The organism is Clostridioides sp. ES-S-0001-03 (assembly GCF_020676075.1).
Classification (GTDB): domain Bacteria; phylum Bacillota; class Clostridia; order Peptostreptococcales; family Peptostreptococcaceae; genus Clostridioides.
On record NZ_JACVWJ010000001.1, the window covers coordinates 273,168 to 287,337 of the forward strand.

Sequence of the window (14,170 nt, forward strand, 5' to 3'; positions counted from 1 at the left end):
TTTATAATATATGCTATCAATAATTTTATTTAATTGGATTTATTGATAATTGAATGATTTAACGCAGATAAGATTTGAATTAGAGCATCAGATAAAAAGAATATATTTTTAAATATGAATTTATATTTATAAAAGAGGCTATTAGTAGATTTGAGGCTGTAAGTAGATTTGTGTAGAAACAAATTTACCTACAGCTTTTTTATATTTACACTGATGTCTTTATATTATAAAATATATCTATTTACTAAATTTTATCTAAAGATGTCAAAAGTATATTTTATATTAACTTTACATGAATGGTTTTATAAAATTTTCATAAAATTTCTATTTTTGCCTAGAAACCTTATTATTCATATTATCATTAGTAGGCATGGCTCCAAAGCTTAGTTTTTCGTACATTACTTGAGTAGGAGCTAACCAAACTGTACCATTTCCAGTAAATGTATTTAAGAAACCTTCACCATTTAAAGCAGAACCAATTAAAGATTTATCTGACTTTGTAACAGAAAAATTAACTCCAGATGTTCTGGCTATTGCAAAGTTACCATCTACTTTTAATTCTTCTCCATTGCTCAATTCATATTCTACAATTTCACTTTGAGGCACAACACATTCTAGAACAACTACACCAGTACCACTTAACTCTATTTGGAAGAAACCTTCACCGCCAAGTAAAGCAGAAGAGAAGTTCTTTTGCGTAAATGCCTTTACTTCTATAGTGTCAGAGCAACAATAGAATAGACCTTTATCGACGATTATAGAATCATTATCAAGGCTCATAAATAAATAATGTCTAAAAGAAGGCTCTAAGTAAACTTCGCCAGTACCCTTATATGTAGGTTTCATCATTGACTCATTAGTAAGTGCTCCTGATATTCCTTTTTTGAAAAGACCTCCAACACCACCAATTTTAGTTTCAGAAGATATCTTTCCTTTATAATAGTACAGTGCACCAGCTTCTGTTTTTATTGATGAATTATTTAATTTTATCTTAATTTGTCTAGCCTTCAAGCCAGCTTCTCTAGCAAAATATAATCCCATTGCCATCATTGGGCTAGAAGCACCTTCAAGTTTTTCAAATTCTAATATTTCAAATTCACTTCTACCATCTGATGTATTTTCTAAAATTTTTACTTTTTTGCTTAAATCCATACAAATTTCTCCCTACTATATTAAAATTTATCTCTAAAATATTATAAGATATAACTATATATTACATTTTTTTTGAAAAATTAGCTACTTTATCATCAAAGTTTTACATAGATATTAAGAAATTTTAAGAATATTTATAATTGAAGTATATTGTTTGAGTATGTATTTTGAGTAGTATTTATAATTTGTGGGTATTATATTTTGTGAGAGTGTTAAAATTATTTAAAAGTGAAAAGTGAAAAGTGAAAAGTGAAAAGTGAAAAGTGAAAAGTGAAAAATAGGTATTGGAGTATTAAAATTTTTGTTTTGAGTTTGATAGATTATTTTTAGTAATTTATTTTGACTTTGCATTAAATAGAGTAGATGCAATTTCTTACAATATGTTGTTATATTATTTAATATATATTGCTTAATTAGTTTAATGTATGAGTTGTCATATTGACTAAAGTACTTGAATATGTTATCATACAGGGTAGTCAAAAGATTTATAGATATAAAATAATTAGTAAATTTTTAGTATATATTAAAGAAATTTCTAGCAAAGAAGGTGAGATTTATATGGCTGGTAAAAAAATATTGGCAACAAACAAAAGAGCAAGACATGAATATTTTATAGAGGAAACCTATGAGTGTGGAATTGAATTAAAAGGAACAGAAGTAAAATCAATAAGACAGGGTAAAGTCAACCTAAGTGATGGATTTGCATCTGTAGATAACAGTGAAGTATTTTTAAAACAAGTTCATATAAGTCCATATGAGCAAGGAAATATATTTAATGTTGACCCTCTAAGAGTGAGAAAGTTATTGCTTCACAAGCATGAGATAAGAAAACTTATTGGAGCAACTACTATAAAGGGGTATTCACTTATACCACTTAGTTTATATTTAAAAAATGGTAAAGTTAAAGTAGAGATTGCTTTAGCAAAAGGTAAGAAGTTATATGACAAGCGTCAAGATATGGCTAAGAAAGATGCCCAAAGACGTATAGAAAGAGAAATGACAGGGAAATATTAAACTAGTTAAAATTGTATTTTTTAGAATAAAATTCTTTATTATCTAGAACATAACATTGATTTTTATTCTTAAAAGTATTATATTATATATACATTAAAAATTTAATAAGAATGGTGATAAAGTTTGCGAAGAGTCTAATGGACTATAAACTACTCAAGGGGGCGTAAAGGTTTCGACGTGGGTTTGGAACTTGAGGCTGCGTGTCGTGTTACTCTGGGTCACGTAAAAACTGGGGAACTTTAAAATAAACGCAGACGATAATTTCGCGATAGCAGCCTAGTTGCTGCTCGTCCCTCTTAGCCCTCCTGCCGGCTAAGACTGGACGTCATTATGCAGGGAACTACTTTGAGGGTGTCTCGACTTAGGGTAGATTAATTGGGACTGGCTAAGCATAGAGCCTGCCACTTGGCGTTATGTAAGGTGAGATATTAGTAAAGTTGGCTACACATGTAGATGCAGCGAGGAAAAGATTTGCGGACAGGGGTTCGACTCCCCTCGTCTCCACCAATTTTGAAAAAAGAATGATGAAATACTTGGAAATACTAGTCTTTATTGACTAGTATTTTTTATTTTGGTGATAAAATCCACCAACCGTACCCCAACCACAGAAAAAGAGGTTTTTTTGAGGGTATATTGGGGTGCATTTAATTATATGAAAAACTTTACTTATCATCACATTAGAGTGGATAGAAATTTAGTATATATTTTATAAGTGATTTATTAGAAACCTTAAAATATGAACTCATAAGAAGTTTATAAAATACTTAAACATAATACTGATATTTCAGATAATTATATAATACCTTGTTATGAATCATTACATTTTAAAGTAAAAGTTACATAGTAGAAGATTTGATAGAACTACTTAAATAAAAAGGAAGTGTTATGATAATTGTATATCATAGTCATTATTATATCGAGAAAACTCCTAATTCTATATTCTAAAGAGGTTCTTTAAATTTTGATAAGAGGTTTTATGTGATTAGTATAAAAATGCAGATGATTAATAGAGCAGAATGATTTAAGAGAAGAGGTAAAAGGTGTATGTAGATAGTTGTTTTTTAGAATTGATATAAAATCAATTTAATTATTTAATATTTATTTTTATAAAATTAAAAGAACTGTAGATATGTTTAATTAAACCACTATTTCACAAGTCTTTTCTAAAAATAGTGGTTAAAATGTTATTTTTTATATTTATTTACAACTTTAGTAATTTGATTATGATAAAAAGGTTTGTTAGGATTCAATTTTTTAGTTAATATATTAGCTATTTCTCTAAGACTAATGTTACAATCTAACATAGATAATATTTCAGTAATATTTTCTTCTAGTAATTTTATAGAACTTTTTGGAGGTATTAAATTTTGTTTTGATATATGTTCTTTATATACTTTCCCAATCACGTTTAAATCAAATGGTTTTCCTATTAAATTAGAACCTAATTTATGTGATATTTGTCTTAATGAATAATTATAATTATGTTTAAGGTCAATGAGAGTATCTATATGTTTATTTAGTAACTCTCTTTGTGTAGGAGGTTTTTCTTTAAGTTCTTCTCGACGAGTATGTTTGTAATTTTTATAAATACTTATTATTGTTTTATGGTCATAAGGTTTATCTCTTTTCACCAAAATAGCAATTTTCCTACCAATTTTACTAAATGAGTAATTTTCCATATCTCTTAGTTGTACAATCTTTTTTATGATTTCTTGATTATACAAATGATAATCTCGGTTAGTTCTTCTACGTTGAACTTTATCATTCATATTATCTTTTTGGTCGCCAGTTCTTAAGTGACTTGCTCTAATGCATAATGGATTATCACAATTGTGTAGAATATATTTGCCACTACTTGAATTATTAGTATAAGTGTCATAAGAGTACCTACTTGCTTTTATTTGTTTGTTATTTTTATGGACTACAGGACAGTATTTTTCACTTCCCCAATTTGCTTCAATACAGACTTCATTAGGGAAAAAAATTTCAAGTTTATGTAATGCCTCTACTTTTTCTGCATTAGTTAAATAAATATAATTCCATACACTACCTTTTTTAATATAGAGTAATAGCTCTAATGGGATAGATAAAAATTTAGCTATTTCTTCTATTGAATAATTAAATTCAGAGTTATTCATATTATTTAATAAATATTTTGTTAAATATACTGATTCTTTAGTTAAAACTATCTCATCAATTTCTGGTCTATCATTGAAATATTTATCAAGAATATTTTCAGATACTTTACGTTCTTCTATATGATTTGGATTAACACAACATCGATTGTAACAAGTATGATGTGCCTGGTATCCATTTCTAATTGGCCTTTGTAGCCTCTCTTCTAGTACTATTCTTGCAGCTCTTAAAGTACCTTCTTTATTTGAATTAATTTGACCATAACCATCACGGTCTCTATATCCTGGATAAGGAATGCATTCAATCAATTTTATCACCTCATTTATTAATATTAAATTAATTTGTATCCTTATTTTGATTTTGTAATTAACTATATGAAATCATAATATTTTTATGTATTTGATTTTTACAATGAAAATATTTTATCCAACTTTTCTACAGCTTCAACTTTCTTATCTTCCATAACTTGAGTATATATATTTAAAGTTATTGATATATCATAATGACCCATTAAAACTTGTACAGTTTTAGGAGGAACATCATTCTCAAAAAGTCTAGTTGCATAAGTTTTTCTAAGACCATGAAACTTTATAGGCTCTATATTTAAGCTATTTAATATAGACTTTAAATTCCTTAAAGGTCTTTTATCATCTATAGGGATGCCTAATTCATTGCAAAATACATAATTATCATTTCTATATAATTCTCCAGCCTTTAATATATCTGTATTTTGATTTACTTTATGTTCTTTCAATTTGTTTAAGACATCCTTTGGAATAGGCACAGTTCTGTAAGAATTTGATGTCTTTGGCTCTTGTTCTAATACTTTAAGCTCTCTATTTCCATTTTTATCTATAAGATATGTTCTTTGAAGAGTTCTTTTAACTGTTAAATTAGAACTCTTAAAATCAATATCAAACCATTTAAGTCCTAATAATTCTCCTAATCTAAGTCCAGTACCAAGAGCAAGTAAAAATAATACCTCTAATTTATGACCCTCTATAGCTTTTATAAAACTCTTTTGTTGTTCAAGAGTCAATATTTCAAGCTTATTTTCTTTTTTCTCAACTGGTATATTTACCATAGTGCAATAATTACGTTGTATAAGACATTGTTTTTCAGCTTCTGATAAGCAGGTTTTAAGTTTAGTGTTTATTTGCCTTATAGTAGGTATACTTTTATTGGAATCAAGCAATCTATTGTAATATTTTTGTATGTGAGATACTCTTAAGTCCTTTAACTTAACATTACCTAAATCAGTATCTTTAATATAATTACGATAGATGCTTTCATATCTTTCAAATGACTTGGGTTTTAAATCTTTTATTCTATATTCAAACAACCAATTGTAAAACCAATGTTCTAAAGTTATTTTATCATCTGAAATATCAGAGCTTAAATAATATTGTTTTTTATAAGCATCTAGTTTATCTTTAACTTCCTTTTGAGTTTTACCATAAAATTCTTTTCTTAGTGGTTTACCATCTTCATTATAACCAATCATTATACGAGAACGCCAACCATCTTTATATTTTCCGATAGAGCCTTCACCATTAGCTCTTTTAGTTGCCATTTGTAAACAGCTCCTTATATGATTTATAGTTATATCCATCAAAAAATGTAATACATTTCTCTAATAAGAATTTTATAACTTCATCAGCTTCTAGTGTTTCATAGAAGTTTAGCATTAATGTGTTGTATTCTTGTTTATGTTTGGCTGGTATTGATAGAACTCCTATATCATTACTTATAAGTATTAGGTTTGAGGTAAGTCGAGCAGTTCTTTTGTTACCATCATAGAAGAATTGACAATAGGACAACCATAAATTTATTATTATAGCCTTTTCTAAGGGGTTAGTTATTTTATTTATGATACTTATGTCACTTATAAATAAATTATTTAATAGAGTGGCTTCTATGCACTCATATTGAGTAGTACCAGCTATACCTATGTTACCGTTTCTAAAATCTCCAACAATTAGAGCTTCATCTTTTGCAACTATTTTATGTATAGAGCAAATTGTATCTTTATTTAAAGATAAGTTTTCTTTGTTACTTAATTTTATTATATAATCCCATGATGATTTTATATTTAGTATTTGATTTTGGTCACTTAATTTATGTCCACCTACTGTTATACCATCAAGTAATGTTTGTACTTCTGGGAATGTGAAGGGGTTATTTTCTAGGTTACCCATATCATATACAAATTCACTTATCATTCTTCTAATGTATGTTAAAGTATACTTTTTATCTCCATGAGGTAGATTCGTAGGGAATTTATGTGTGTATTTTGGTATATATGATTTATTCATGATTTTAGCTCCTTTCATATCTAATTTTTATTTATTAACTATGAATGTATAAAAGTTAATAGGTAAACCCATATTTTGAAAATGTGCAATACTAATATTCTTCATCCTCATCTTCAATAAGACCATTAGAGTTTTCTTGTATAAAATTTTCAACAAGACCATTTATCACCCAATTTAGATTTTTGGAGAAGTCTTTGAAGTCAGAGAAGCTTAAGCTAATTGGTTTTATTGTATCTGCATTATCTGTAATTTCAAACTTTTTTTTATAGTCTGTTTTTATATCATAACCATAATTTTCTAATATGTGAACTACTAAATCCAACTCTTTATCAAATACTTTTAAATTAATATTATTATTTGTTAAAGTATCTAAATCATTTTCTTCAACAATGAGTTTATTTATGGCAATTGATAAAGCAGTAGATATTTTTCTTATCATATCTAGACTAGGTATTCTTTGATTTTGCTCATATTTAGCTATAGCATGAACTGAACAACCAATCTTGTTGGCTAGCTCATTCCTTGACATATTTATCGATTTCCTATATTGTTTAATCTTTTCTCCGATTGTATTATTTATCATAATTCCACCTTAAATATATCATCAAACAATGATTGTACTTTTACACATATAAAGGAGTTATTTTCTAGATTATCTATATCATATACTAACTTACTCATAATTCTTTTAATGTATGTTAGAGTATATTTTTTATCTCCATAAAATAAATTAGTAGGGTATTTATATGTGTATTTTAGCATATATGCTTTATTAATAATTGTAACTCCATTTGTAGTTTTTTATCATTGCTTTAGATAGTATTGATATTATTTTATATTTTAGTTAGTAGTTTTTTTATTTCTTTAAGTGTATTTTCAAGCTTTTTATTTTTTTCCTTTAATTCATTATTTTCTTGTAATAATTTAAAGTAATCATTATTTTTAATAGTCATATTTTCTTTTTGAGATATTAACTTTTTTAGTCGAATGTTACTCCCATTATCTGTTGCCTCACTAAAGTAATCATAGATTGCTTCTATATTTTCTTCTGATAGACCAATATCTAATAATTCATCAATTGATTGTTTTATAAGAACATCATTTTTAATAATTTCTTTTATATCATCAGGATGTAATGAAAAATCTAATTCAGTATTAGATACACAATCTGAAAGTATCCAATTATAAACTTGATTTTCATTTAGTTCTAATTTTTCACCAAGTTTATAATATTGGTCTTTATCAGACCAAGCACCTAGCAATAAACTTGAGGTAATCCTAATATCATCATCTTCCATAAGATTTGAAATAGCATTTAAAAATTCATCAAAAGAATAGTATTCTTCTGGGAATAAAGACTGTAAAAAGTATAAAACATCTTCATTAGTCATTACTTCATTTTCAATATCAAAATAAAAGATAGTCTTTTCAATTTTCAAAGCTTTAGCGAGTTTTGATAAGGTATCTATACTAGGTATTCTTTTATCATTTTCATAATTTATTAGAGCATTTCTTGAGATGCCACTAATTTCAGCAAGTTGAATCTGTGTTAGTTCTTTTTGTTTTCTTATCTTTTTTAAGTTTTTTCCAATTTGCAATATTATCACCTCGTATAAAGTATATCCCAAAAGTACACAAATGAGAACAGAAAAATAATATATTCTCATTGACAGCACACATATGTCGACATTATAATTAAAATGTAAAGTTTACGAATGTAAACTAGAAAAAAGGAGGAAAAAGTATGGGAATCAATTTAAAAATATTTAGGATTAAAAAAGGTTTAAAGCAACAAGAACTGGCAGATAGAGTTGGTATATCAAGATATTATTTGTCAAACTTGGAAACAGGTAAGGCTAATAATCCAAGCAATGATTTGATGATTAAACTATCTAGAGCTTTAGATACAACAGTAGAAGAATTATTTTTTAGTAAGGAGGAGTAAAATATGAAAGAGAATAATAATTTAGAAGTTTTAAAGACATTACAAGCTACTTTAAACATTATTGTAAAGAATGAAGAAGAAGCACAAGAAAAAAAGCAAGGATATAAAATTATTGAAAATGCGAAAAGAAATAAAGCTGAACTTATAACATGTAAAGAAGCATCTAAGCTTTATCCTATAGGAGAATCAAAATTTAGGCAGTTATGTCACTCTAAAAATAAAGGTTTCCCTTGTATATGGATAAATAATCGAGTATACATAATAAAAAACAAATTGGATGATTGGTTTATTGAAAATGCAAATGGTATCAAGTTATAGTCTTAAAGTAGGTGTTTGCAATTGAGCAATAAAGGGTGGATAAAGCTTTACAGGGAGTTGTTGGATAAATCAATTTGGAAAGATATTAAACCAGAAAGAAAAGTAATATTAATAACTCTATTACTTATGGCTAGTCATAAAGAAAATCATGTTTTTATAGATAATAAAAAGATAAAAATAAAGTCTGGACAATTTATTTCTTCATATAGCAAAATAGCTGAAAGATGTGGTAAAGGAGTTAGTTATCAAATGGTTAGAAGTTGTTTGTTGTTTTTTAAAAATGCTGGTTTTCTAACATACGAAACAACAAACAAATATATAGTCATAACTATTGAAAACTGGGAGCTTTACCAAGATAACACAGAAAATCAACAACCTAATCAACAGACGATTAACAATCAATCAACAACAATCAAGAATATAAAGAATGAGAATAATATTATATATAGTGAAATTATAAGCAAATTTAACTCAACTTGTATTGAACTTTCAAAGGTAAAGAAACTAACAGACACAAGAAAGAGGAGAATAAATTCAATAATAAGAGAATATGATAAAGAAACTGTATTAGAGGTTATAAATATAGTTAGTAAAACAAGTTTTCTGAATGGAAACAATAATACAGGATGGAAAGCAAACTTTGATTGGATAATGAATTCAAGTAATTTTACTAAGATACTAGAAGGAAATTATCATAGCAAGGAAACTGACCTAAATAAAGATGAAAAGGTATATAATCCAGATGACTCACAATTAAAGTGGTAGGGAGGTTATATTATAAACAATTCAAACAACTTAATTAAAAATACAGAAGCAGAGCAATCAATATTAGGAAGCATTTTATTAGACTCAACAATAGTAGAAGAGTTAGAGCAAATGTTAAATGAAGACATGTTTTATCATGAGGAACATAAATACATATTTAAGGCTATAAAAGAAATAAATAAGAGAAATGAAGTAATAGATATAATAACTCTTACAGAAGAATTAAAGAGAAAAGGTCATTTGAATAATATTGGAGGTATAAGCTATATCACTAGTTTGTCAACAATAGTTCCAACAGTATCAAATTTCATGAGCTATGTAAGTATAGTTATTGAAAAATACAAAAATAGAAATATAATTGATAAATTCAATAAATTCAGTCTTGGCGAAATAGATGATAATACCCTTATATATCAGTTAGAAAATGATATAAATAAAGCTAATCAGAAATTAATAAAAAAGGATTCAAGTATAACAGCCATATCAGAGAGAGCCTTTGAATATATAAATGATGAAATAAATGAAGGTATTAAGACTGGAATAAAGTTCTTAGATGATACTATAGGAGGTTTATATGGGGGTGAACTAACTACAATAGCAGCTAAAAGTGGAAGAGGTAAAACAGCATTGGCGTTACAAATACTTAGAAATGTAATATTTCAAGGTAAGAAAGTACTTTTTATAAGTGGAGAAATGAGCGATATACAGATTCTATTTAGAAATATAGCATCACTAACTGGAATATCAGTTGTAAAGATGAAAAATAGAAATCTAAATGATGAAGAAATAGTTAAATATATACAAGCTTTAAGCATAATAAATCAGGAAAATAATCTTTATATAAATGACTCTGTAAATACAATATCAGGGATAAAGAGAGAAATAAAGAGTATTAAGCCTAGCTTAGTCATAATTGATTATTTGCAAATTTTGGATTATGAAGGTAAAGAAGTAGGAGAAGCTAAATTTGCTGACTTATCAAGGCAAATAAAAAAGATTACTTTAGATTTTAATATACCAGTTATTCAGCTTGCTCAATTAAATGATGAATTGAAGGATGAAAGACCTAAAGGGGATAGAGTAATGAGAAGCTCAAAGCAGATATATATGGATTCTAATTCAGTTATATATATTCATAGACCTACAGAAAAAGAAGCTCTTAATTATTGTAAGACAATGGGAATTGAAGATATAAGAAAGTTGAGACGAAGAGAAAAAGGTTTTGGTGCTAATTTAAGTGAGATTATTGTTGCTAAAAATAGAGATGGTGAATCAGGATTTAGACCATATTGGTATATAGGAAATTTGTTTTCCTTTGAAGAATGTAAGAAGATACAAGAGATATAAAAAAGAAGCATGATTTATTGAGTAATAGATAAATTATGTTTCAAGGAGTTTTGAATGGTAAATATATAAAACTTAATTAGATGTAATATAGATTAAAATATATTGAGTTTAGATTTAAACACTTATTAGAAAAAGGTAGTTGCCATATAAATATAACAACTACCTTTATAAATTAGGTACTTAATGTACACTAACCTAGCAATTTAAGTATATATTAAGTACCTGATGAAAGTCAAGGAGGTACTAAAATGTATGATGAAATTATAGAAATATATTTTGATTATTGGATAAATGAACACATGTATAGGAAAGTACTAGAAAAAGATGAGTATTATAATGATAGATGTAAAGAAATTAAGAAAGTTAATAAATTACTAGAAAAAAATTTATCAGAAGAAAAGAAAATGGATGTATTAATAGAGTTAAATGATTTGTTTAATTCAGTTATAGAGATTGAAAGAGAGCTTGGTTATAAACTTGGTTTTAAGGCAGGAGCTAGATTTATGATTGAATTATTAAATAGTTAATTTATATAAGAGATGTTAGAAATTTAGTAGAGGGTATAACAAATAAAAGTTTATAATATATTAAATAGTATATAATTTGTGTTTTTTGAACATAAAAAAGCTATAAGTAAATTTGTGTTTACAAAGATTTACTTATAGCTCAGCTTTTATAAGATACATTTCATTTCACTTAATAATTTTGTTTGGTGAATGTTATTTTTAAATATCTAAAAATGTAAATTATGCTATTTAATCATTTTTATATTACTTTTGATTGAATAAAGATTTATCTTTAGAAATTTCATCAGCTAGATTGGATATTGTATCATTAAGTAAAACAGTACAATCCTCTTCTAAAGCAGATTGAGCAATTGTATCTATTAAATCAAAATAAAAATTTTCATCACCAGTAAGCCTATACCAAAAATCTTGACCAACAACTACTGGATACTCTTCATTAATTCTTTTATAGTGAGCATTAAGCTCATTTTCTGTTCCATAAAAAACACCAACAATTAAGTCATTATAAGATAATGAAAGTCCATTTGTTCTAGCAAGTCTTTTAACTGAGCTAAAGTGGTCAATTATGGTTTTAACATCATCTTTATTAATAGTGTTTGGTCCAGCTTTAATTTGACAGAATTTCCTTCTACCATCAATACAATCAATAAACTCTATATCAATGCCAGAAGTTGTAGAGGCAAAACCATCTAAAGTGGTAATACAGAATTTTTGTAAATTAGTTCCAAAGGAAGTATTAATTGAAGTACCTAAAACTCTTGGATAAATCAATGCTTTAGCAATATCCTCAGGTTTATTTGATCCTGTTAAGAAACTAGCTAAGTATTTAACTAAAAAAGGATTTATATTAAATGCCTTTAAATTTAACTTAATAGTATTCTTTTTATGATTAGCAACCAAAGTATTGGTGAAAAAATCTTTGGCTTTATCTAGTATTTCTTGTTTTTCTAATTCAGTCATAAAATAATCCCCCTAAAAAGTATTAATGTCATTATACAATATATTCCATAATGTGTAAAATTATGAGGTAATATTAGGTTGTTTACAGATATTTTATTTTAAGTTTTTATAACTACTTACATAAAAATTAGAATTATGATAATATATCCTTAAATAGTTAATGTATTTTATTAACTATTTAAGGGTATATTATCTATAAGAGGTGAACTAAATGAAAAAAATAACTATTGATAAAAATAGAGTGAGAAAAATTATGAAAGAGAAAAATATAAGAAGTCAGAATCAACTGGCATTAAATATGGGCATAACTAAGAATCAGTTATCTGCAATATTATCAGAAAAATTTACACCTATAAAAAGCAATGTAGAAAAATTATGTGAAGTGTTAGATATTGGATTCGATGAAATTATGTGTTTGGAAGATGTAAATGAAAAGCAACTGAAATTTACAAATATTTGTAGCAGTAATGAAGATTATATAGAGCATAGAGATTGTACATATAAAGAACTCAGTGAATATGAATTAAATCCTAAAGAGAGAAATAAAAGTAATAAACATATAGATATAAGTAATGTACTAGCTAAAAGAGCATATACATGTGTTGAATTATTTGCAGGAGCAGGAGGATTAGCATTAGGTCTTGAAAAAGCTGGTTTTAAAGAGGTTGGATTAGTAGAATGGGATAAATATGCTTGTGATACATTAAAATTAAATAGACCAGACTGGAATGTTATACAGGGTGACATTGTTAAAATAGCAGAAAATGGAATAAAGAATTATATTGATAATAATATAGAGATAGATTTGCTATCAGGTGGTTATCCATGCCAAGCATTTAGCTATGCTGGTAAGAAGCTAGGGTTAGAGGATGTAAGAGGGACATTGTTTTATTCCTATGCTAAAATTCTAGAAGAGTTAAAGCCGAAGGTGTTTTTAGCAGAGAATGTTAGAGGTCTTGTATCTCATGATGATGGAAAAACATTAAAGACTATGATAGATGTATTTAGTGAGATTGGATACAATGTAAAGTATGAGATATTAAAGGCTGTGAACTATGGAGTTGCACAAAAGAGAGAAAGAGTTATTATAATAGGAACAAGAAAAGACTTGTCATATGTAGATTTTAAGTTCCCTAAGCCTTTAGAATATATTGTTACATTAAGAGATGCACTTAAAGATGTTCCAAAATCTGAAGGAGCTAGATATCCTGAGAAGAAGAAAAAAGTGTTAGATTTAGTACCACCAGGTGGATGTTGGATAGATTTACCAGATGAGGTGGCAAAGGATTATATGGGAAAAAGCTATTATAGTGGTGGAGGAAAAAGAGGTATGGCAAGGCGAATAAGTTGGGATGAACCATGTCTAACTTTAACATGTAGTCCTGCACAAAAGCAAACTGAAAGGTGTCATCCAGATGAGACTAGACCATTCACAACTAGAGAATATGCTAGAATTCAAAGTTTTCCTGATGAATGGGAGTTTACAGGGTCAGTTAGCCAGGTGTACAAGCAGATAGGAAATGCAGTTCCTGTTAAGCTAGGAAAGGCTATTGGATTAAGTATAGTAGATTATCTCAATAAAATAGAAAAAATATATGTCACTGAGGAAGTTGCAATAACTGAAGAAGAGTATATAATTTAACTGTTATATAAATATTTGGATATAAACACTAAAAATACTAGTCTTAAAT

General features: G+C 27.0%; 14 protein-coding genes and 1 other RNA gene. 8 read left to right on the plus strand and 7 right to left on the minus strand.

Annotation, left to right across the window (positions count from 1 at the left end):
* Nucleotides 1-324: 324 nt before the first annotated feature.
* On the minus strand, nt 325-1,152 hold the full coding sequence (locus IC174_RS01195; protein ID WP_227481919.1) for an AIM24 family protein: 828 nt from the start codon (nt 1,150-1,152) through the stop codon (nt 325-327).
* 558 nt (nt 1,153-1,710) lie between these two features.
* On the opposite strand from IC174_RS01195, the gene smpB reads away from it, so the two are divergent.
* Both smpB and ssrA read left to right on the plus strand, forming a co-directional pair.
* Nucleotides 1,711-2,166 (plus strand): SsrA-binding protein SmpB, encoded by a 456-nt coding sequence (gene smpB / locus IC174_RS01200; RefSeq protein WP_054275121.1) that lies wholly within the window; start codon nt 1,711-1,713, stop codon nt 2,164-2,166.
* A gap of 157 nt (nt 2,167-2,323) precedes the next feature.
* Nucleotides 2,324-2,673: a transfer-messenger RNA gene (ssrA, locus tag IC174_RS01205) on the plus strand.
* A 677-nt stretch (nt 2,674-3,350) separates the two neighbouring features.
* On the opposite strand, the gene IC174_RS01215 is transcribed toward ssrA, so the two are convergent.
* The 5 genes from IC174_RS01215 to IC174_RS01235 all read right to left on the minus strand — a co-directional run bounded on the left by IC174_RS01215 (nt 3,351) and on the right by IC174_RS01235 (nt 8,224).
* Complete coding sequence (locus IC174_RS01215; RefSeq protein ID WP_227481920.1) at nt 3,351-4,610, minus strand: HNH endonuclease; 1,260 nt, start codon at nt 4,608-4,610, stop codon at nt 3,351-3,353.
* A gap of 98 nt (nt 4,611-4,708) precedes the next feature.
* The gene (locus IC174_RS01220) at nt 4,709-5,875 is read right to left on the minus strand and encodes a site-specific integrase (RefSeq protein WP_227481921.1); all 1,167 of its coding nucleotides are present in this window, start codon (nt 5,873-5,875) and stop codon (nt 4,709-4,711) included.
* Nucleotides 5,865-6,617 carry a Fic family protein gene (locus IC174_RS01225; RefSeq protein ID WP_227481922.1) on the minus strand — a complete coding sequence of 251 codons (753 nt, stop codon included), beginning with the start codon at nt 6,615-6,617 and terminating at the stop codon, nt 5,865-5,867. Before IC174_RS01225 ends, IC174_RS01220 begins: the two co-directional genes overlap by 11 nt.
* A 91-nt stretch (nt 6,618-6,708) precedes the next feature.
* Entirely contained in the window at nt 6,709-7,200 is a 492-nt protein-coding gene (locus tag IC174_RS01230; protein WP_009891546.1) for a helix-turn-helix domain-containing protein, read from the minus strand.
* A 250-nt stretch (nt 7,201-7,450) separates the two neighbouring features.
* Entirely contained in the window at nt 7,451-8,224 is a 774-nt protein-coding gene (locus IC174_RS01235; protein ID WP_225532654.1) for a helix-turn-helix domain-containing protein, read from the minus strand.
* 137 nt (nt 8,225-8,361) lie between these two features.
* Between IC174_RS01235 and IC174_RS01240 the strand changes: the two genes are divergently transcribed.
* From IC174_RS01240 to IC174_RS01260, 5 genes are all read left to right on the plus strand, one after another.
* The gene (locus IC174_RS01240) at nt 8,362-8,562 is read left to right on the plus strand and encodes a helix-turn-helix transcriptional regulator (protein WP_009891540.1); all 201 of its coding nucleotides are present in this window, start codon (nt 8,362-8,364) and stop codon (nt 8,560-8,562) included.
* A gap of 3 nt (nt 8,563-8,565) precedes the next feature.
* Nucleotides 8,566-8,880 (plus strand): hypothetical protein, encoded by a 315-nt coding sequence (locus IC174_RS01245; protein WP_003433761.1) that lies wholly within the window; start codon nt 8,566-8,568, stop codon nt 8,878-8,880.
* Nucleotides 8,881-8,901: 21 nt separating this feature from the next.
* A complete protein-coding gene (locus IC174_RS01250) occupies nt 8,902-9,645 on the plus strand; it encodes a hypothetical protein (protein ID WP_227481923.1) in 744 nt (247 codons plus the stop codon).
* A 33-nt stretch (nt 9,646-9,678) separates the two neighbouring features.
* Nucleotides 9,679-10,992 carry a DnaB-like helicase C-terminal domain-containing protein gene (locus tag IC174_RS01255; protein WP_227482143.1) on the plus strand — a complete coding sequence of 438 codons (1,314 nt, stop codon included), beginning with the start codon at nt 9,679-9,681 and terminating at the stop codon, nt 10,990-10,992.
* A 248-nt stretch (nt 10,993-11,240) separates the two neighbouring features.
* Nucleotides 11,241-11,519, plus strand: coding sequence for a DUF6809 family protein (locus IC174_RS01260; RefSeq protein ID WP_021373711.1), 279 nt, complete (start codon nt 11,241-11,243; stop codon nt 11,517-11,519).
* 243 nt (nt 11,520-11,762) lie between these two features.
* On the opposite strand, the gene IC174_RS01265 is transcribed toward IC174_RS01260, so the two are convergent.
* Nucleotides 11,763-12,479, minus strand: coding sequence for a PmeII family type II restriction endonuclease (locus IC174_RS01265; RefSeq protein WP_074136607.1), 717 nt, complete (start codon nt 12,477-12,479; stop codon nt 11,763-11,765).
* 211 nt (nt 12,480-12,690) lie between these two features.
* Between IC174_RS01265 and dcm the strand changes: the two genes are divergently transcribed.
* On the plus strand, nt 12,691-14,121 hold the full coding sequence (dcm, locus tag IC174_RS01270; protein WP_227481924.1) for a DNA (cytosine-5-)-methyltransferase: 1,431 nt from the start codon (nt 12,691-12,693) through the stop codon (nt 14,119-14,121).
* Nucleotides 14,122-14,170 lie beyond the last annotated feature (49 nt).

Excerpts from the sequence above, each read along its gene's own strand:
- IC174_RS01260 (WP_021373711.1), top strand. The coding sequence starts at position 11,241 with ATGTATGATGAAATTATAGAAATATATTTTGATTATTGGATAAATGAA.
- smpB (WP_054275121.1), top strand. The coding sequence starts at position 1,711 with ATGGCTGGTAAAAAAATATTGGCAACAAACAAAAGAGCAAGACATGAA.
- IC174_RS01225 (WP_227481922.1), bottom strand. The coding sequence starts at position 6,617 with ATGAATAAATCATATATACCAAAATACACACATAAATTCCCTACGAAT.
- dcm (WP_227481924.1), top strand. The coding sequence starts at position 12,691 with ATGAAAAAAATAACTATTGATAAAAATAGAGTGAGAAAAATTATGAAA.
- IC174_RS01240 (WP_009891540.1), top strand. The coding sequence starts at position 8,362 with ATGGGAATCAATTTAAAAATATTTAGGATTAAAAAAGGTTTAAAGCAA.
- IC174_RS01195 (WP_227481919.1), bottom strand. The coding sequence starts at position 1,152 with ATGGATTTAAGCAAAAAAGTAAAAATTTTAGAAAATACATCAGATGGT.
- IC174_RS01265 (WP_074136607.1), bottom strand. The coding sequence starts at position 12,479 with ATGACTGAATTAGAAAAACAAGAAATACTAGATAAAGCCAAAGATTTT.
- IC174_RS01220 (WP_227481921.1), bottom strand. The coding sequence starts at position 5,875 with ATGGCAACTAAAAGAGCTAATGGTGAAGGCTCTATCGGAAAATATAAA.
- IC174_RS01230 (WP_009891546.1), bottom strand. The coding sequence starts at position 7,200 with ATGATAAATAATACAATCGGAGAAAAGATTAAACAATATAGGAAATCG.
- IC174_RS01245 (WP_003433761.1), top strand. The coding sequence starts at position 8,566 with ATGAAAGAGAATAATAATTTAGAAGTTTTAAAGACATTACAAGCTACT.